General features: G+C 68.3%; 17 protein-coding genes and 1 pseudogene. 14 read left to right on the top strand and 4 right to left on the bottom strand.

Going from position 1 to position 19045, the window contains the following annotated elements:
* The 10 genes and pseudogenes from Q0480_RS14480 to Q0480_RS14435 form a co-directional block, all read left to right on the top strand.
* Nucleotides 1–115: pseudogene (locus tag Q0480_RS14480) on the top strand (S-(hydroxymethyl)glutathione dehydrogenase); the annotation flags it as partial.
* 359 nt (nucleotides 116–474) lie between these two features.
* Entirely contained in the window at nucleotides 475–2277 is a 1803-nt protein-coding gene (locus Q0480_RS14475; RefSeq protein WP_299133979.1) for a methanol/ethanol family PQQ-dependent dehydrogenase, read from the top strand.
* Nucleotides 2278–2465: 188 nt separating this feature from the next.
* A complete protein-coding gene (locus tag Q0480_RS14470; protein ID WP_299133977.1) occupies nucleotides 2466–2990 on the top strand; it encodes a c-type cytochrome, methanol metabolism-related in 525 nt (174 codons plus the stop codon).
* A complete protein-coding gene (locus Q0480_RS14465; RefSeq protein ID WP_299133976.1) occupies nucleotides 2974–3810 on the top strand; it encodes a substrate-binding domain-containing protein in 837 nt (278 codons plus the stop codon). Before Q0480_RS14470 ends, Q0480_RS14465 begins: the two co-directional genes overlap by 17 nt.
* On the top strand, nucleotides 3807–4409 hold the full coding sequence (locus Q0480_RS14460; RefSeq protein WP_299133974.1) for a PQQ-dependent catabolism-associated CXXCW motif protein: 603 nt from the start codon (nucleotides 3807–3809) through the stop codon (nucleotides 4407–4409). The genes Q0480_RS14465 and Q0480_RS14460 overlap by 4 nt, the downstream gene beginning before the upstream one ends.
* 138 nt (nucleotides 4410–4547) lie before the next feature.
* A complete protein-coding gene (locus Q0480_RS14455) occupies nucleotides 4548–5741 on the top strand; it encodes an ABC transporter substrate-binding protein (RefSeq protein ID WP_299133972.1) in 1194 nt (397 codons plus the stop codon).
* A gap of 16 nt (nucleotides 5742–5757) precedes the next feature.
* The gene (locus Q0480_RS14450; RefSeq protein ID WP_299133971.1) at nucleotides 5758–6723 is read left to right on the top strand and encodes a PQQ-dependent catabolism-associated beta-propeller protein; all 966 of its coding nucleotides are present in this window, start codon (nucleotides 5758–5760) and stop codon (nucleotides 6721–6723) included.
* 34 nt (nucleotides 6724–6757) lie between these two features.
* Nucleotides 6758–7201, top strand: a complete 444-nt coding sequence (locus Q0480_RS14445) for a hypothetical protein (protein ID WP_299133970.1) — start codon at nucleotides 6758–6760, stop codon at nucleotides 7199–7201.
* Complete coding sequence (locus tag Q0480_RS14440) at nucleotides 7198–7944, top strand: ATP-binding cassette domain-containing protein (protein WP_299133969.1); 747 nt, start codon at nucleotides 7198–7200, stop codon at nucleotides 7942–7944. Before Q0480_RS14445 ends, Q0480_RS14440 begins: the two co-directional genes overlap by 4 nt.
* Nucleotides 7937–8755 (top strand): ABC transporter permease, encoded by an 819-nt coding sequence (locus Q0480_RS14435; RefSeq protein WP_299133968.1) that lies wholly within the window; start codon nucleotides 7937–7939, stop codon nucleotides 8753–8755. The genes Q0480_RS14440 and Q0480_RS14435 overlap by 8 nt, the downstream gene beginning before the upstream one ends.
* 59 nt (nucleotides 8756–8814) lie before the next feature.
* Here Q0480_RS14435 and rlmJ read toward each other — a convergent pair whose 3' ends face one another.
* Both rlmJ and Q0480_RS14425 read right to left on the bottom strand, forming a co-directional pair.
* The gene (gene rlmJ / locus Q0480_RS14430) at nucleotides 8815–9603 is read right to left on the bottom strand and encodes a 23S rRNA (adenine(2030)-N(6))-methyltransferase RlmJ (RefSeq protein ID WP_299133967.1); all 789 of its coding nucleotides are present in this window, start codon (nucleotides 9601–9603) and stop codon (nucleotides 8815–8817) included.
* Nucleotides 9604–9616: 13 nt separating this feature from the next.
* Entirely contained in the window at nucleotides 9617–10786 is a 1170-nt protein-coding gene (locus Q0480_RS14425) for an alpha-D-ribose 1-methylphosphonate 5-triphosphate diphosphatase (protein ID WP_299133966.1), read from the bottom strand.
* Nucleotides 10787–10817: 31 nt separating this feature from the next.
* Here Q0480_RS14425 and Q0480_RS14420 point away from each other — a divergent pair, with 31 nt between their 5' ends.
* The 4 genes from Q0480_RS14420 (at nucleotide 10818) to Q0480_RS14405 (ending at nucleotide 16575) form a co-directional block, all read left to right on the top strand.
* Nucleotides 10818–11525 carry a DUF1045 domain-containing protein gene (locus Q0480_RS14420; RefSeq protein ID WP_299133964.1) on the top strand — a complete coding sequence of 236 codons (708 nt, stop codon included), beginning with the start codon at nucleotides 10818–10820 and terminating at the stop codon, nucleotides 11523–11525.
* A 342-nt stretch (nucleotides 11526–11867) separates the two neighbouring features.
* Nucleotides 11868–12389 (top strand): DNA starvation/stationary phase protection protein, encoded by a 522-nt coding sequence (locus Q0480_RS14415; protein WP_299133962.1) that lies wholly within the window; start codon nucleotides 11868–11870, stop codon nucleotides 12387–12389.
* Between the two features lie 124 nt (nucleotides 12390–12513).
* Nucleotides 12514–15108, top strand: coding sequence for a bifunctional lysylphosphatidylglycerol flippase/synthetase MprF (gene mprF, locus Q0480_RS14410; protein WP_299133961.1), 2595 nt, complete (start codon nucleotides 12514–12516; stop codon nucleotides 15106–15108).
* Nucleotides 15109–15363: 255 nt separating this feature from the next.
* Nucleotides 15364–16575 carry a glycosyltransferase gene (locus tag Q0480_RS14405; protein WP_299133960.1) on the top strand — a complete coding sequence of 404 codons (1212 nt, stop codon included), beginning with the start codon at nucleotides 15364–15366 and terminating at the stop codon, nucleotides 16573–16575.
* A gap of 151 nt (nucleotides 16576–16726) precedes the next feature.
* Here Q0480_RS14405 and Q0480_RS14400 read toward each other — a convergent pair whose 3' ends face one another.
* Both Q0480_RS14400 and Q0480_RS14395 read right to left on the bottom strand, forming a co-directional pair.
* Nucleotides 16727–18370 (bottom strand): MFS transporter, encoded by a 1644-nt coding sequence (locus Q0480_RS14400; protein WP_299133958.1) that lies wholly within the window; start codon nucleotides 18368–18370, stop codon nucleotides 16727–16729.
* An 88-nt stretch (nucleotides 18371–18458) separates the two neighbouring features.
* Nucleotides 18459–18941 carry an NUDIX hydrolase gene (locus Q0480_RS14395; protein WP_299133956.1) on the bottom strand — a complete coding sequence of 161 codons (483 nt, stop codon included), beginning with the start codon at nucleotides 18939–18941 and terminating at the stop codon, nucleotides 18459–18461.
* Between the last annotated feature and the right edge of the window lie 104 nt (nucleotides 18942–19045).

Raw genomic sequence — 19045 nt, 5'->3', positions numbered from 1 at the left:
AGGCAAGATCCAGATCGATCCGATGATCACCCATTTGCTGCGGCTCGAGGATATCAACAAGGGCTTCGATCTGATGCACGCGGGCGAGTCGATCCGTTCGGTCGTCGTCTATTGAGCCACGCGCTTCCGGCCTCCATGGGGGCGCCGGAAGCCACGAACCGCTCCGCCTCGTCCCCTCGTCGCGCATACGCGGGACGAGGGGTGGTGGGCATAATATCGTCTGGAATCAGATGGATGCCGGATTTTCGGTGCCGGTTGGCGCTGCCAGGCGCCCGCCGGGAACGGTCTTACTACTTTATGGCTAGTTCGTTCCTTTCATATTGACCGGTGCCGGGTGACGGGCTTTCTATCCGTTAGGATCGGGCATCGAAGACCCGGTCAGGCGGTCAAAACGAAAATCGGGACTTGGGATCTTTGGCGTGGGCGATGGAAGCCCTCGCGGAAGCGCGGGTCCGCCCTTAGGGAGGGATTGGAATGCGATATCTCATGCCAACCGCGGCTCTGCTGCTCGCGACGAGCAGCGTCGGCGTCTTGGCGAACGACAGCGTTACAGCCGCGATCAGCGATTCCAAGAACTGGGCGATCCAGACTGGCGACTATGCCAACCAGCGCTATTCGGCGCTCGACCAGATCAACAAGGACAATGTGAAGAACCTCCAGGTCGCCTGGACATTCTCGACGGGCGTCCTGCGCGGCCATGAGGGCTCGCCGCTCGTCATCGGCAACATGATGTATGTTCATGCGCCGTTCCCGAACACCGTTTACGCGCTCGATCTCGACCAGGATGGCAAGATCGTCTGGAAATACGAGCCGCAGCAGGATCCGACGGTGATCGGCGTCATGTGTTGCGACACTGTGAACCGCGGCCTGTCCTACGCGGACGGCATGGTCTTCCTCTCTCAGGCCGACACGACGGTCGTGGCGCTCGACGCCAAGAGCGGCGAGGTGAAGTGGAGCGTCAAGAACGGCGATCCGGCGAAGGGCGAAACCGCGACGGCGACGACGCTGCCGTTCAAGGACAAGTTGCTGGTGTCGATCTCCGGCGGCGAATTCGGCGTGCAGGGGCACGTCACCGCCTACAATATCAAGGACGGATCGATGGCGTGGCGGGCCTATTCCGTCGGCCCGGACGACCAGCTCCTCTTCGACCCGGAGAAGACCACGGTTCTCGGCAAGCCGGTCGGCAAGGACAGCTCGATCGCCAGCTGGGAAGGCGATCAGTGGAAGATCGGCGGCGGCACGACCTGGGGCTGGTATTCCTACGACCCGGAGCTGAATCTGATCTACTACGGGTCGGGCAATCCTTCGACCTGGAACCCGAGCCAGCGGCCCGGTGACAACAAGTGGTCGATGACGATCTTCGCGCGCGACGCGGATACCGGCGTTGCCAAGTGGGTCTATCAGATGACCCCGCACGACGAATGGGACTTCGACGGCGTCAACGAGATGATCCTCGCCGACCAGAAGATCGACGGCAAGGATCGCAAGACCCTCGTGCATTTCGACCGCAACGGCCTCGGCTATACGCTCGACCGCGAGACGGGAGAACTGCTGGTCGCGCAGAAGTACGACCCGGCGGTCAACTGGACGACCGGCGTCGATATGGATCCGAACTCGCCGACCTACGGCCGCCCATCCGTGGTCGCGCAATATTCGACCCAGCAGAACGGCGAGGACGTGAATACCACGGGCGTCTGCCCGGCCGCGCTCGGAACCAAGGACCAGCAGCCGGCGGCCTTCTCGCCGAAGACGGGCCTGTTCTACGTTCCGACGAACCATGTCTGCATGGACTACGAGCCGTTCCGCGTCAGCTATACCGCCGGTCAGCCCTATGTCGGCGCCACCCTCTCGATGTTCCCCGCGCCTGACAGTCATGGCGGCATGGGCAATTTCATCGCCTGGGATGCGACCAAGGGTGAGATCAAGTGGTCGCTGCCGGAACAGTTCTCGGTCTGGTCGGGCGCACTGGCGACCGCGGGCGACATCGTGTTCTACGGCACGCTTGAAGGCTATCTGAAGGCGGTCGATTCCGAGACGGGCGAGGAACTCTACAAGTTCAAGACCCCGTCGGGCATCATCGGCAACGTCATGACCTACGAGCACGGCGGCAAGCAGTATATCGGCATCCTGTCGGGTGTTGGCGGCTGGGCCGGCATCGGTCTCGCGGCCGGCCTTACCAATCCGAACGAGGGTCTGGGCGCGGTCGGCGGCTATTCGGCGCTCAGCGACTATACCGCGCTCGGCGGCCAGCTGACCGTCTTCGCCCTGCCGAACTGAGGCACAGGACAACCCGGGGGGCCCGCGCCCTCCGCGCACGGATCGAAGGGGCGAAACACCCGGTGTTTCGCCCCTTTCATTAAGGGGCGCCGCCGGGTGATCGGCGGGCGACGAAAGCCGGGTGTATCTTCGAAAGGGCGCGGACCCCTGCCGAAACTGAAGATGACGTGGGTCTTGGGAGAACCGACATGACCATAGCCAGATTGCTAACGACCGGTCTCTGTATCGCAGGTCTCGGACTCCCGACGCTGGGCCTCGCGCAGGAGGCGGATCTGTCACCGGAGGCCAACATCACCGCCGACCACGAAGAGGACGGCAAGTGGTTCACCAAGGACGATATCCCGACCTTCAAGGTCGATGCCGACGGCACGGTCGACTGGTACACCTTCTCAGGCTTCCGGCGGTACAATTCGGAATGCTTCGTCTGTCACGGCCCGGACGGCCAGGGATCAACCTACGCGCCGGCCCTTGCGAAGTCGGTCATCAACAAGGTGGACTATTACAAGTTCCTCGAGACCGTCGCCGGCGGCAAGCAGGAAGGAAACCTCGTGATGCCGAGCTTTGGCGACAACAAGAACATCATGTGCTACCTGGACGACATCTACGTCTATCTGAAGGCGATGGGCACCGACACCATCCCGCGCGGCCGGCCGGCGAAGAAGGCCGACAAGCCCGCGGCCTTCACCGAGGCTGAAAATGCCTGCATGGGGTAGGATCGCGTCGCTGCTCGCCTGTGTCGGTGCGCTGGCCGGGCCTGCCAACGCGCAACTGACCGACCTCGTCTCGCGGACTTCGTTTCGAGTTTGCGCCGATCCGGCGAACGCGCCGATGAGCGTCGATGACGGTTCGGGCTTCGAGAACCGGATCGCCGAGCTGTTCTCGCAGAAGCTCGGCCGACCACTGGAATATTTCTGGTTTCCGATGGCCCAGGGCTTCGTGCGGCGCACTTTGCTTGAAAACCGCTGCGACGTGATCATCGGCTTCGCGCAGGGCGACGATCTGGTGCTGAGCACCAATGCCTATTACACCTCGACCCATGTGCTGGTGACCCGCGCCGACAGCGATCTCGCCGACGTGACGACGCTGACCGACCCACGCCTGAAGGGTCGGCGGATCGGAGTGATCGCTGGCAGTCCGGCGGCGAGCCATCTCGCCGACAACGATCTGCTCGCGACGACCGAGGGCTATCGTCTCATGGTGGACCGCCGGGTGGAGAGTCCGAACCAGCAGATGCTGGCGGATCTCGTCGCCGGCGATCTCGATATCGCGGTGATGTGGGGGCCGATCGGCGGGCCGCTGGTCAAGCAGGCGGGCACGCAGCTGAAGCTGACGCCCCTGGTGGGCGAGCCGGGCAGCCCGCGCCTCTTCTATCGCATTTCGATGGGCGTGCGGAACGGCGAGGACGTGTGGAAGCGCGAGCTGAATTCGACGATCCGCGCGCTGCAGCCGGAGATCGACGCCATCCTGCGCGACGCCGGCGTGCCGCTGCTCAACGACATGGGCACCGCGCTGAAGCCGGAGACCGCGCCGTGACCTGGGCGCCGCTAGTCCTCGCGGCGGCGCTCGCGGCTTTCGCCGCGCATGCGGACGAGCCGCGACCCATGCCCGCGGACCGGCCACTTTCCGGCGCGGCGCCGCCCGAGGCGAGAGGGCCGGCCGCGGAACCCGCCGGCTACCGGTCGGAGCCCTACCGCGCGACGGTTCCCGCCACCCTGAAGGGCGCCGAGGTGATCGGCGACGACGCGGCCCATGCGCTCTGGCGCTCGGACCGCGTTCCCTTCGTCGATGTAATGCCGACGCCCGTGCGCCCGTCCAACCTGCCGGAGGGGACGATCTGGCGCGACCCGCCGCGCGACTCGATTCCGGGCGCGGTCTGGCTGGCCAATACGGGTTACGACGCGCTCGACGATGCGACGCGGGACTATTTCCTGACGAGCCTCGCGCTGATCACCGGGGGCGACAAGGCCGCGCCGCTGGCCTTCTTCTGCATGCGCGATTGCTGGATGTCCTGGAACGCTGGCAAGCGGGCGATCGAGAACGGCTATAGCCGCGTGTTCTGGTATCCGGACGGCGCGGATGGCTGGGCCGCCGCCGGCTGGCCGACCGAGCGGGTCCGACCCTATCAGCCTTGAGGGCATAGGACCAAAGTCCCAGTCCGAAGGGGTCGACAAGGCCGCCCGTCGTTTGCGACAATTCTCGTCAAGTATCGGGTCATGCATCCAGATGCGTCGGTGCCGCGAAAGGCGCCTGGGGGAGGATACGGAAAGGCCATGCGGGGTCGAGGATATGCCTTAGCCGCTCTCGCGCTCGGCGTCGTGGCTGGCTTGACGCCCGCCGCCGCCCAGGAGCCGGGGACCGTCGCCGCCGGGGTGATCCGTGTCGACTATGGCCGTCCGCTGCCGATCTCGCGCCTCGATCTGCCGCCCGAGGACATGGGCTTCGCGGGAGCGGAACTCGCCACCGCCGACAATACGACGACCGGCGGCTTCATGGGGCAGAAATTCACCCTCGAAACCGTGACCGTGCCGCCGGACGGCGCCGTCGCCGCGCTGAATGAGATGATCGGCCGAGGCGTTCAATACGTCGTCGCCATGGCAGACGCGCCGGAGGTGCTCGCCTTTTCCGACGCCGCCGGCGACCGCGCGCTGGTCTTCAACGCGCTGGCCCCCGACGACACCCTGCGCAACGCCGATTGCCGGGCCAACGTCCTGCATGTCGCGCCGAGCCGGAGCATGGAGACGGACGCGCTGGCGCAGTTCCTCGCCTGGAAACGCTGGGGCGACTGGTTTCTGATCGAAGGATCGCACCCCGCCGACACCGCGCTCGCCGATGCCTATCGCGCCTCGGCGGCGAAATTCGGACAGAAGATCGTCGAGACTCGCGTCTACGAGGATACCGGTGGCGCGAGGCGGACTGACAGCGGCCTGGTTCAGGTCCAGGCGCAGATGCCGCTCTTCACCCAGTCGGTGCCGGACCATGACGTCACCATCGTCGCGGACGAGAGCGCGGTCTTCGCCGGCTTCGTGCCCTATCATACCTGGGACGCGCGGCCGGTGGTCGGATCGGCCGGCCTGCGCCCCGTGACCTGGAGCCCGGCGCAGGAGGCCTGGGGCGGCACCCAGCTGCAGAGCCGGTTCGAGAAGCTGGCCGGCCGGCACATGCGGCCCGAGGATTACAACGTCTGGCTGTCGCTGCGCTCGCTGGGCGAGGCGGCGACGCGCACCAACGCGACCGATCTCGACAGCCTGCGGACCTATATCCTCGGCCCGGACCTGCAGCTCGCGGCCTTCAAGGGACAGGCGCTGAACTTCCGCGACTGGGACCATCAGCTGCGCCAGCCGATCCTGCTCGCCTCGGACAATCTCGTGGTGTCGGTTTCGCCCCAGGACGGGTTTCTGCATCAGTTTTCGCCGCTCGACACGCTGGGGACCGACCGTCCCGAGACGGCCTGCTCCTTCAACTGAACGGAAAGGAGATCCCATGCGCGGACAACTCGCCTTCGCCGCCCTGGCGCTCGCCACCGCGACACCCGCCGCGGCCTATACGGTCTATGTGAGCAACGAGCGCGGCAATTCGATCACCATCATAGACAGCGAGACCCTCGAGGTCATCGACACGGTGGATGTCGGCCAACGGCCACGCGGCATCAACATGAGCCCGGACGGCAAGCATCTCTACATCCTCGCCTCCGACGACGACGCGGTGCAGGTGCTCGACACCAAGACCCACGAGCTGGTGCATAGCCTGCCGTCCGGCCCCGACCCGGAACTCGGCGTGCTGCATCCGAGCGGCAATCCGCTCTATGTCGCAAATGAGGACGACAATCTCGTCACCGCGATCGATGTCGATGCCGGCACGATCCGCGCCGAAATCCCGGTCGGCATCGAGCCGGAGGGCATGGGGATCAGCCCGGACGGCAAGATCATGGTCAATACCTCCGAAACCACGAACATGGCGCATTTCATCGATACCGAGACCGACCAGATCGTCGCCAACGTGCTGGTCGACCAGCGGCCGCGGTTCGCGCAGTTCACCGACGACGGCAAGTATCTCTATGTCAGCGCCGAGATCGGCGGCACGGTCAGCGTGATCGACCCGGTGAAGCACGAGGTCATCCACAGGATTGAGTTCGACGTGCCGGGCGTGCCGAAGGAGGCGTTGCAGCCGGTCGGCGTGCGGGTGACCAAGGACAACAAGAAGGTGTTCGTCGCGCTGGGGCCGGCGAACCGCGTCGCAGTCGTCGATGGCGAGACCTGGGAGGTGCTGGACTATCTGCTGGTCGGCCAGCGGGTGTGGCAACTGGCCTTCACGCCGGACGAGAAGCAGCTCTGGACCACCAACGGCATTTCGAACGACGTCTCGGTGATCGATGTCGATGCCTTGACGGTACTGAAGTCGGTGCAGGTGGGTGAACAGCCCTGGGGCGTCGCGATCTCGCCGAACTGATCGCGGCAGGAACAATACTGGAAGGGATGAAACGATGCTGAAACTCGCACTCGCGGCGGCGCTGGCCCTGGGCTCCGCGCAGATCGCCATGGCGCAGACCCGGACGCTCGAAATCGGCGCGGCCGGCCTCATGGAGCGGTCGAACCGCACCGATCTGGCGCCGATCGAGCTGACCGCCGGCTCGATGAAGTCCGGGGGACCTTACGAGTTGAACGCCGCCGGCTACTATCGGATCGAGATCAAGTCCGACGGCACCGCCGAACTTGCCATCGAGGGGCCCGGGCTGTTCCACGCCGTCTGGCTCAACGAGGTCGTCATCAACGAAATCGAGGTGCGCCCGATCGGGCTCGATTCGATCGAGTTCGACGATGAGGGCACGGCGCGCATTTCCTTCGTCGCGATCACGCCGGGCGAATATGACATCCGCATCCGCGGTACCACCGGCGACACGCAGCGCGCGGTTTTCACCATCAAGTGACCGACGCGCTCGCCGTCAGCGGAGTCAGTCATTCCTTCGGGTCGCTGAGAGCGCTCGACGACGTTTCGCTGACGGTGGGTGAGGGACGGTTCGTCGCGCTGCTCGGGGTCAACGGGGCGGGCAAGACGACGCTCTTCTCGCTGATCACCCGGCTCTATGACAGCGTGGCCGGGCGGATCGCGGTGCGCGGGCACGACCTTCGCCGCGATCCCGGCCCGGCGCTCGCGGCGCTCGGCGTGGTGTTTCAGAGCCGCGCGCTCGACGCCGATCTGACCGTCGCGCAGAATCTCGTCTATCACGCCGCGCTGCATGGGATGGCGGCCGACAGCGCGCGGGCGCGGGCGGCGGAGGTGGTGGCGGAGGTCGGGCTCGACGACAAGCTCGGCGCGCGGGTGGCGACGCTCTCCGGCGGCCAGACCCGGCGGGCGGAGATCGCCCGGGCGCTGATGCACCGGCCGCGCCTCCTCCTGCTCGACGAGGCGACGGCGGGGCTCGACGCGCGGGCGCGGGTCGAGGTGGCGCGTCTCGTGCGCGATCTCGTCGCGCGCGAGCGGGTCGGCGTGCTCTGGGCGACGCATCTCTTCGACGAGATCGAACCCGAGGACGAAGTGGTGGTCCTGCATCGCGGCCGGGTGCTGGCGACCGGCCGCGCCGCGACTCTCGCGGGGGAGGGCACGCTGGCGGAGGCGTTCCTCGGGATGACGGGCGGGGCTACGGTCACGGGAATCGCGGGCGATGGCTGAGGGCGATCTCGGCTGGCGTGGCCGGTTTCGCGCGCTGCGCGCGATCGTCTGGCGTGAGGGGCTGCGCTTCACCCGCCAGCGCGAGCGGTTCCTCGCGGCTCTGGTGCGGCCGCTGATCTGGCTCTTCATCTTCGCGGCTGGCTTCCGGGCGGTGCTCGGCATGTCGATCATTCCGCCCTACCAGACCTATGTGCTCTACGACACCTATGTCGCGCCTGGCCTCTGCGCGATGATCCTGCTGTTCTCGGGCATGCAATCCTCGCTCTCCATGGTGCATGACCGCGAGACGGGTGCGATGCGCACCCTGCTGGTCAGTCCGTTTCCGCGCTGGTTCCTGCTCGGCTCCAAGCTGCTCGCCGGGGTCAGTGTCTCGGTGGCGCAGGTCTATGCCTTTCTCGTCATTGCCTGGCTCTGGGGCGTACGACCGCCGACGATCGGCTATCTGGCGGTACTGCCGGCGCTCATTCTCGCCGGGCTGATGCTGGGGGCGATCGGTCTTTTCCTCTCCTCGGTGATCCGGCAGCTGGAGAATTTCGCCGGGGTGATGAATTTCGTGATCTTCCCGATGTTCTTCGCCTCCTCCGCGCTCTATCCGCTGTGGCGCCTGCGCGAATCCAGCGTGACGCTCTACTGGATCGCCCAGCTCAATCCCTTCACCCACGCGGTCGAGTTGATCCGCTTCGCGCTCTATGGACGGGTGAACTGGCTGGCGCTGGCCGTCGTGGCGGGCTGCGGGATCGCATTCTTCGCGGCGGCGGTCTTCGCCTATGACCCCTCCAAGGGCCTGATCCTGCGCAAGGGGCGCGACTAGAGCAATATCCAACCAGACGGAATCGTCTGGTGGCTAAGATATTGCGCTAAATCAAGACTCTAGCGCGGAGTCCGCTTCATCGGGACGAGCAGGCCGGCCGTTGCGCCATGGGCGGCGGCGAAGGCGGCCTCGGCGCCATGCGGCGCGTTGAGAAGCACGAGGCCGGAGCCGGTCATGCCGCGCGCCGGCGCGGGTTCGAAGCGAACCTCGTCGATCCGGTGGGGCAGGGGGGCGAGCCCGGCCAGCAACTCGGCATGGCGTCCGGCGGGCAGCAGCGGATACCAGACGAGCACGGTCGCCTGTGGCCATTTGCCGATCAGCCGGCGCGCGAAGCCGGCGGTGTCGGCATATTCCGACTTCACCTCGTAGGATGGGTCGATCAGCACCAGCCCCTTGCGCGGCGTGAAGGGGGCGAGCGCCAGCGCGCCTTCGCGCCCGTCGCGATGGTGGATCGCCACTCCCTCGCCGGCGAGCGCGGCGCGCAGGGCCGCGTGTTCGGCCGGATGCAGTTCCATCAGCGCGAGCCGGTCCTGTGCCCTCGTCAGCAGGCGGGCGATCAGCGGCGAGCCCGGATAGGCTTGCCGCCCGTGCCGCGCCCGGGTCTCGGCGAGCGCCCGGCCGTACGGGCTGTCCGGCGGAACCGCGACGCGGGCGATCCCCGCCGCGGCCTCGCCGGTCTTGAGCGCTTCCGGCGCGGTGAGATCATAGAGGCCGCGGCCGGCGTGGGTTTCGAGATAGGTGATCCCGCGCGGCTTCGCGGTCAGGCGGGCCAGCAGTTCAGCCAGCACGATATGCTTGTGCAGGTCGGCGGCGTTCCCGGCATGATAGCCGTGCTGGTACGAGAGCATCAGGCCCGCCAGCTCACGCGACCCGCGCCCCGGCGACCCAGACCCCGCGCGTGACCGGCAGGTCGTTCCGCAGCCGCACCCGCGCGAGATCGGCGCGCAGTCCCGGTGCGAGGCGGCCGCGATCCGCGAGCCCGGCCGCGCGGGCCGGCGCGTCGGTCACGGCGGCGAAGCCGCGGGCGAGATCGCCGCTCTCAAGCCCGAGCCGGACGGCGCCGAGCAGCAGCGAGGCCGGAACATAATCCGAGGACAGGATGTCGAGCAGCCCGGCGGCGGCCAGATCGCCCGCCGCGACATTGCCGGAATGCGAGGCCCCGCGCAGCAGGTTCGGCGCCCCCATCATCACCGGGATGCCCGCCGCGGCGCAGGCGCGGGCGGCGGGAAGCGTCGTCGGAAACTCCGCGATGCGCACGCCGCGCGCGGCGGAGGCGGCGACATGCTCGGGCGTGGTGTCGTCGTGGCTCGCCAGCACGGCGCCGAGTCGCCGCGCCGCCGCCGGAGCGGCCGCCTCGTGCGCCGGGCCGAGGCGCGCCTTGATCCCGTGGAGCAGCGTCACATGCGCGTCGAAATCGGCGTCGGTGAAGTCGCGCTTGCCGCGGTAGTAGCGGCGCATCTGCTCGATGTCGGCGAACTGCCGCTGGCCGGGCGTATGGTCCATCAGGCTGACGAGGCCGACCGCGTCCTCCGGTCCGAACTCGGCGAGTTCGGAGATCAGCGTCTCCGAGCAGATCTCGGCGCGCAGATGCGACCGATGGTCCAGCCGGAGCACGCCCGCGGCGCGGAGCCGGCCCAGTTCGGTGGCGAGAGCGCGGGCGTATCCGCGGGTGCCGGCGCGGCGCGACGAGGGAATCGAGCCGACGCGCAGCGCATCGAAGACGGTGGTGACGCCGAGGCCTGCGAACTCGGCGTCATGGGCGAGGATCGCGGCGGCGGGCGGCCAGCGGACATCCGGGCGCGGTTCGAGATGGCGCTCGAGATTGTCGGTATGGAGTTCGACGAGGCCGGGGACCAGAAGGTCGCCCTCGCAATCGAGGGCGCCGCGCGGCGCCCGCCGTCCCTGATCGATCGCGGTGATCATCCCGTCCTCGACGACGAGCGCGCCCGCCACCACCTCGCCTGGCAGGACGAGCCGGGCATTGCCGAGGACGAGGGTCGTCTGTTGCGGCCGGCCCCCGTCATGTGGCATGGCGGTCTCCGCTGCGCGAGGGAGGCGGATCATGCGGATCATGCGGGACATCCGGCGCTGGGCGATCTACTACGTGCCGGCGGAGAAAAGCGCCTTCGCGCGGTTCGGCGCCGATTGGCTCGGCTGGGACGCGCAGGCGGGTCGTGCGATCGAGGGCTACGATCCGCCGGGACTGCCGTTGCCCCGGGCCGAGATCACCGCCCAGCCGCGCAAATACGGATTTCATGCCACGCTGAAGGCGCCCTTCGTGCTCGGCGACGATCGCGAGCCCGCGGCGCTCGACGCCGCGATCACCGCGCTCGCCGGCGAGTTCGAGCCTTTCGCCCTGCCGCTCGTCCTCGGAACGCTCGGCTCCTTCCTGGCGCTCCTGCCGGCGGAGCCCAACGCGCCGCTCGACGCGCTGGCGGCCGCCTGCGTCACCCGGCTCGACACCTTTCGCGCGCCCGAGGCCGCGGAGCATCGGCGGCGGCATCCGGGGACCATGACCGAACGGCAGCGCGCCTATTTCGGCGCCTGGGGCTATCCTTTCGTGCTCGAGGAATTCCATTTCCACATGACGCTGACCGGCGCGCTCGGGGCGGAGGATCGGGCGAAGGTCGCCGCGGCGCTCGACCCGCTGGTCGCGCCGCTGCTGGCCGAGCCGCGGACGGTGCGCGACATCTGCCTCGTCGGCGAGGATCGGCAGGGCATGTTCCATCTGCTCAAGCGCTTTCCGCTGGCGAGGGGGCCGGCGATCTGATGTCCGCGCCCGTCCCAGCCTCCGGGTTTGCCCGCCGACGGCGGCGGGGTCAAGCGCGGGGCGACTGGTGGTGGCTCGCGACTACCTGATCCTCACGTCCCGCCCCGCGCGCGGGCAGGACGCTCTTCACGGTCAAACCGGGCGTGCCCGCCCCGATTCCACCGTCCTGGAGAAGACGGAACCATCGCGCGCTCCGCGGATTTGCGGTTGGCGCGATCCGCCGCTGGCGAATCGACAAGGTGCGACCACGAGGCATTTCACCGGCGGTGCGACGGGGCTGTACTCTCGCCGTCGGGGGAGCCATCTTCCCGAGGAATAGCGGGCGACGCGGAGGAGCGAGACATGGCCAAGGACAATGCGAAGAAGGCGCGCAAGGCGGCGATGGCGACGCCGACCGGTCTGACGGGCGAGGCGACGCGGGATATCTCGGCGGCGCTGAACGGCGCGCTCGCCGACGTGTTCACGCTGTATCTGAAGACCAAGAACTTTCACTGGCACATGTCGGGGCCGCATTTCCGCGACTACCATCTGCTGCTTGACGAGCATGGCACGGAGATCTTCGCGGTCACCGATCCCTTGGCCGAGCGGGTGCGCAAGGTCGGCGGCACCACGCTCCGCTCGATCGGCCAGATCGCGCGGACGAGCCGGATCCCCGACAACGACGCGGATTTCGTCGATCCGCAGGACATGCTGGCCGAGCTTCGCGAGGACAACTTGCGGCTCGCCTCGATCTTGCGCGAGGCGCACGGCGTCTGCGACGAATACGGCGACGTGGCGAGCGCGAGCCTGATCGAGGTCTGGATCGACGAGGCGGAGCGGCGGGTCTGGTTCCTGTTCGAGGCCGGTCGGCGGGGGAACGCCTGACCTCTCGCGCGTGGCGCGGCGCGGCGTCTGGTCGCCCGCGCCGAACTGATCTATCTCGGGGCCCGCGGATCGGGCAAACGGGGGACACGGTGCGGCACGGCGGCGAGCAGGGACGGGCGCGGGCGTGAGCGCATCCGACGCCGCCGACGAGCCCCGGTCCCGAGGCCGCGCCGCGCTGGACGACCTCCGGCGGCTGGCGCCGGTCTTTGTCACGCTGGCGCTCTTCGCGCTCGGCCTCTATGCGCTGCATCGCCTGCTGGCGCCCCTCGACTTCGAGGAGGTGCTGGCGAAGATGCGAGCGACCCCGGCGCGTACCTTCGCATTGGCCATCGGTGCCACCGCGCTCGGCTATGCCGCGCTCGTCGGCTACGACTGGACGGCGATGCGCTATATCGGGCGACGACTGCCGCTGCCCGTCGTCGCGCTGGGCGGGTTCCTCGCCTATGCCTTCGGCAATACGATCGGGCTCAGCGCGCTGTCGGGCGGGGCGGTGCGCTATCGGATCTATACCTCGCTCGGGCTCGACGGCTACGAGGTCGCGGTGATCTCGAGCTATGTCGCCGTCGCCTACGGTGTCGGGGCGACGCTGATCGGGCTCGGCGCGCTGGCGCTGCATCCCGGCGCGCTGATGGGCATCACCGCGATCCCGCCCGATCTGCTCCGGCCGATCTCCCTCGGCATCCTCGCGGCCAGCGTCGGGATCATCGTCTTCGTCTCGGCACGCGGCGGGAGTCTCCGGATCTGGCGGTTCGAGCTCGGGGCGCCCCGGTTGGGCGATCTCGGTTGGCAGATCTGCTTCTGCCTGATCGACATCACCATGGCCTCGGCGGCGCTTTTCGTCCTGCTGCCGACGGCGGGGATGGAATTCTCCACCTTCGTCGTGGTCTTCGCCGTGGCCACCATGGTCGGCGTGATCAGCCATGTGCCGGGTGGTGTCGGCGTCTTCGAGAGCGTGATCATCGCGGCGCTCGGCAGCTCGGTGCCGGTCAACGAGGCGGTGAGCGGCCTGCTGCTCTTTCGCCTCATCTATTATCTCCTGCCCTTCGTCGTCGCCCTGGTCTTGCTGTCGGCGTCCGAGATCTGGACGGCGCGGGCGCGCGGCGGCGCCGTCTTCGCACGGCTGGCGCCGATCCTGCGCGCCGGACAGACGGTGATCCCGCTCGCCATGGGCATCCTGGTGCTGGGCTCCGGCTTGCTGATGATGTTCTCCGGCCTGCTGCGCAACCCGGCACTGACGGCGGACCGGCTGGAGCGGCTGCTGCCGCTCGTCATGATGGAGGGGGGCGCGCTCCTCTCCAGCATCGTCGGCTCGGCGCTGGTGGTACTGGCGCACGGCATCTTCCGCCGCTCGCGCGCCGCCTTCTGGCTGGTGCTGGCGGCGCTGTCGGTCGGAATCGTCGCGGCGCTGCTGCATGGCAACGACATCGACCGGGCGCTGATCCTGCTCGCCCTCGCGCTGCTGCTGCTTCCCTGCCGGCGCGAATTCTATCGCGCCGCGCCGCTGACCCAGGGCGTGCTCTCGGCGCAATGGGTGCTGCTCACCATCGCGATCGTCGCCTCGATCACGGCTACCTATCTCGTCGCGGTGCGCAGCGCGCCCTATGCCAGCGCCATGTGGTGGGAATTCACGCTGGCGGACGGTGGACCCCGTGCGCAGCGCGCGGCGCTGGCGGGCAGCGTGTTCCTGACGCTCGGCCTCCTCGTGGCGGCGATGCGGACACGGCATCCGCGCTGGTTCCCGTCCGATCCCGCCGCCCTCGGTCGGGCGCGGGGCATCATCGAGGCGCATGGCACGGCGCGCGATCTCGTCGCCGTCACCGGCGACAAGCGTCTGATGTTCTCCGAGGATGGCGAGGCGGTGCTGTCCTACGGCCTGCGCGGCGCGTCCTGGATCGCGCTCGGCGCTCCGGTCGGCACGCCGGAGGCTTGCGAGACGCTGGCCTGGTCGTTCCACGACGCGGCGCGGGCGGCCGGCGCGCGGCCGGTGTTCTACGAGGCGCCGCCGCGGTTCGGCGGGCAGTCGGTGGAGATGGGCCTCGCGCTGCACCGCATGTCCGAGGAGGCGCTGGTGCCGCTGCTCGGCTTCTCGCTGGACGGTCCCGGCCGCGCCGGCCTCTGGGCCTGCCGCGCGCGCGGCCGGGAGCTCGGAGTGCGCGTCGAGTTCCTGCCGCCGCCGCGCGCCGACGCGCTGGTCGCGAGCCTGCGCGGCATTTCCGATGCCTGGCTTTCGGCGCGGGGCGGGCGCGAGCGGCGCTTCGCGATGGGCCGGTTCGACGAAGCCTATATCCGCCGCTTCCCGGTCGCCGTCGCCCGGCGCGAGGGAGAATATCTCGCCTTTGCCAATATCCTGACGGCCGGGCGCACCGCGGCGATCGACCTGGCGCGGTGCCGGCCCTCGGCGCCGCCCGAGACGCTGGAATTCCTGCTGCTTGCCATCATGCTCGATCTCGCGGCGAAGGGTTTCCAGGAAATCAGCCTCGGCACCGCGCCGCTGGCCGGAGGCTCCGGGCGGCGCGACGCCGAGCTCTGGCACCGCTTCGCCGCGATCGTGCTCCGCCGCGTTCCGGGCGCCGACGGTCAGCGCGCCTTCCTCGCCCGGTTCCAGCCGAGCTGGCGGCCGCGCTATCTCTGCTGCCGCTCGGTCCTGCCGCCGACGGGCCCCCTTGCCGACGCCGCGATGCTGATCGCAGGTTCCTCCAAAGGCATTGGAACCAGTTAACGTCCCGAACGTTAACTTTCATGTGCAACCCAATGCAAAACGGCGGATTTCCGCCGATCCACTCTCATGGGGACTTCGGGCCATGGCCCGAATCCGCGTCCCGTGTTCAACTCCAGGGAGAGCCCTCGGCGCCAGAGTACGCGGGTTCGTCTCACGGCTACGACCCTGCCAAGCCGATCGCGTATCGGCCCGGCGGCCACCAGACAAAAAGCCGGAATCGGCATGCGGACAGAGGCAAGCAACAGGGATTCAACGATGTCGCTCTATCACAGGGCTCGGGCGTTCGCCGGGCATACCTACCGGGAGTTGTCGCTCTATCCGCATATGATCGGCGAACGCGGACCGCGGATCATGTTCTTTCCATCGAGCGTCCGCGAAGGTGCGAGCCATCTGCGCGCCTACAACGTGGCCGAGGCCCTGCGGGAACGCGGCTGGCAGACGATCACCGTGCCCCGGCAGCTCGGCGGCGGCGCTCGGCATCGGCTGATCCATCGCTATGATCCCGATCTCCTCTTTTTCCAGCAGTGCCGGCACGAGTTGAACGATGCCACCTTCGCCGAGGGTCGGCCGTATGTGCTCGATATCGACGACGCGGATTTCTACGACCCCAAGCTCCACGACCGCATCGCCCGTACCTGCGCCGGGGCGCGCGGGGTGATCGCCGGTAGCAGCTTCATTTCCGACTGGTGCCTCGCGCATAATGCGAACACCAACGTGGTCTGGACCGGCACCCCGGTCAGCGTCGAGGAGCGGCCTGATCACCACGACCGGCCGCCGGTCATCGCCTGGGCGCAGCGCGCGCCCTTGCGCTATCCGCGCGAGCTCGAATTCGTCCGCGCCTTCTATTTCGCGCTCAAGGCCACCGGCCGGAACTTCACCCTGCGGCTCTATGGCGCGAATTCCGAGGACGAGCGGCGGGCAATTCACCAAGCCTTCGGTCCGAGCGAGAATATCGTGCTCTATCCTCGCTTCGAATACGGCGATTTCCTGCGCTCGCTGCGCAGCGTCGCGGTCGGTCTCTCGCCGATCATGACGCAGTCGGAGTTCAGCCGCGGCAAGTCCTTCGGCAAGATCCTCGGCTATCTCGATGCCAAGGTGCCGGTGATCGCCAGCGACGAGGCCGACCACGCGCAGTTCTTCACGCCCGAGAGCGGCGTCATCACCAACGATCCGGCGGAATGGGTCCGCGAGGCGGGTCGGTTGCTGGACGACGCACGACTTCGGAACAGGATGGCGGAGAACGCTTTCCAGCTTTTCGAGTCGCGACTGACCCGCGAGGCGGCGGCGGATCGGGTCGATGCGTTCCTGCGCGAGATCGTTGGTGGGACGGAGCGGCGGGCGGTCACCGCCGCCGCGCCCCGCGTCGCCACCAACGCACCGGGACGGAGTACGATCGGTCGCGCGATGGCCGCCGGCCGGTCGATGCTGTTTGATCCGCGCCGCGCCCTCGCGCGCGAGTGGATGTAGCCGGCGCGGCATACGTCAGGATTCGAAAAGGGGCGCCGTCGGCAGGCGCCACGATGGCACCGCCGGGCCGCTGATCGCGGGTTTCGACCCGCTCGGCCTCGTCCCCGAAGGGAGCGCCTCTTCCGGCCCGGCCGCGGAGCGTCCGCGCGGTTCAATGCATTTCGTGGGCGAGGTGCTTCCCCGACTCCTCGTGGTGCATCCAGCTCGTCTGACGCACGATCATGCGATGCACGCGCGGAGGCTCCTCGCCGCTATGCAGCGCGCGCAGGCGGTCGCCGATGCTGGCGTCGGCGTTGGTGATGCGCTGGTTATGGCGCTGGTATTCCACCCAGGTCGGCGTCTGGTAGCTTTCCATCCAGAGCATCGGGTTCGTCATGTCGCGCATCAGCGTCCAGTTCCGGGCGCCGTCGCGGCGGCGGACGCGGTGGCGATCGGTCATCACATCGAGAAATTCGGCCTCGTTCTCCGGCCGGATCATGTATTCGATCAGGATCGCCACCGGGCCGCTGCGCGGCTTCAGATCGAGCGAGACCTGCGGCATCCGCCAGCGGTTCAGCGGATCGAGGTCGAGATCGGCGCGGTCGGGCAGCGGCAGGCGCAGGCCAATGGCGAGGCCGAGCAGCATCACGCCGGCTGCGAGCAGGAGCGCGGTTTCGGCGCCATGGCGCTCTGCGACCGCGCCCCAGACCCAGGCGCCGAGCGCCATGCCGCCGAAGGCCGCGGTCTGATAGAGCGCCAGCGCGCGGCCGACCACCCAGCGCGGAGTCGAAAGCTGGACCGTGGTGTTGAACAGCGACAGCGCGAGTACCCAGCTCGCGCCGCCGAACAGCAGCGCGAAACCGCTGAGCCACGCGCTGTGGCTCAGGCCAAGGATCGTCGCGCAGGCCGCGAAGCCGAGGAAGGCGCAGCGCACCACGCCCTCGCTGGAGAGGCGGGCGCGGAACTGGCCGGCGGAGAAAGCGCCGCCGATGGCACCGATGCCGAAGGCGCCGAGCAGGACGCCGTAGGTGAGCGGCCCGCCCGCCACCAGGTCGCGCGCGACGAGCGGCAGCAGCGCCTGGGCGGCGATCGAGGAGGCGCCGAAGACGAAGGCGCGGAGCATGACCTTGCCGAGGTTCGGCGACATGGCGACGTAGCGCAGGCCGGCGCCCATCGCCATGCCAAGGGTTTCGCGGGGCAGGGCGCGGACGATCTCGCGCGGGCGCCATCGCAGCAGGACGAAGATCAGGGCGAAATAGCTGAGGGTATTGACCGCGAAGGCGGCGGCGGCCCCGGCGCCGGCGACGATGGCGCCGCCGATCGCCGGGCCGACGCTGCGGGTGATGTTGAAGCCGACGCTGTTCAGGACCACCGCCGCCGGCAGGTCGGCGCGCGGCACGATATCCCCGACCGAGGCCTGCCAGGAGGGATTGTTGAGCGCCGTTCCGCAGCCGATGAGGAAGGTGAAGCCAAGCAGCGCCCAGGGCGTGAGCAGCCCGAACCAGGCGCAGAGTGCCAGCCCGAGCGATACCGCGAGCATGAAGCACTGTGCCACCAGCATCACACGGCGCCGGTCGAAATTATCGGCGATCGCCCCGGCGGTCAGCGAGAAGAGCATGACCGGCAGCGTCGTCGAGGCCTGGACCAGCGCCACCATGTCGACCGAGGAACTGAGCGAGGTCATCAGCCAGCCGGCGCCGACGATCTGGATCAGCCCGCCGAAATTCGAGGCGAGGCTGGCGATCCAGATGTCGCGGAAGGTGCTGTTGCGGAACGGTGCCAGCGACGACTGCCGTTCGGGATTCAGGCTGTCCATCGGCGACTCGGGGCCCTCTCGCGTCCCGACGGATCATGGCGATCCGGCTGGCGGATCACAACCGCCCGGCGCGGAAAAGCGTTCCGCGTCAACCGATCCGGTCGGGATCGAACTCGCGGACGCAGGCGGCGAGTTCGGGTTCCGCGACCTTGCGCGCCGCGCGGGCGGGGGAGAACCATTTGACCCGGCGCTGGCCGCTCTCGGGATATTTCCGCAGCATCTCGCGCACTTCGAGCGGGTAGAGCCGGACGACGCAGGGCAGGCCCTCGCCGCCCTTCAGCCGCTTCAGATAGGTGTAGAAGCCGATGCTGTTCTCGACCACCTCGCCGCGCAGGCCGGCTTCCTCATAGGCTTCGCGGGCGGCGGCCTGGGCTTCCGTGCGGTTGCGCATCGGCCAGCCCTTGGGGATCATCCAGCGTCCGGTGTCGCGGCTGGTGATGAGCAGGATGCGCAGGCCCTTCCCCGAGCGGCGGTAGCAGAGCGCGCCGACCTGCAGGCTCGGCGGTCGCCCGGCCTTTGCCAGGGCCGCCGCCTGGCGGCCTTTCGGTTTGAGATTGCTCTTCTTCGGCATCGGCGTTCCGATTAGCCCCTTCCGCCGGGGAGTCCAACCTCATGTTGGGAATCCGCTCAGGCAAGCTGATCCGAGAAGGTGAAAAGTGCGTGTTGTCGTGAAGA

The sequence above is a fragment of the uncultured Amaricoccus sp. genome (assembly GCF_937891315.1).
In the GTDB taxonomy this organism is placed as follows: domain Bacteria; phylum Pseudomonadota; class Alphaproteobacteria; order Rhodobacterales; family Rhodobacteraceae; genus Amaricoccus.
This window is presented reverse-complemented; position numbering and strand designations above follow the sequence as displayed.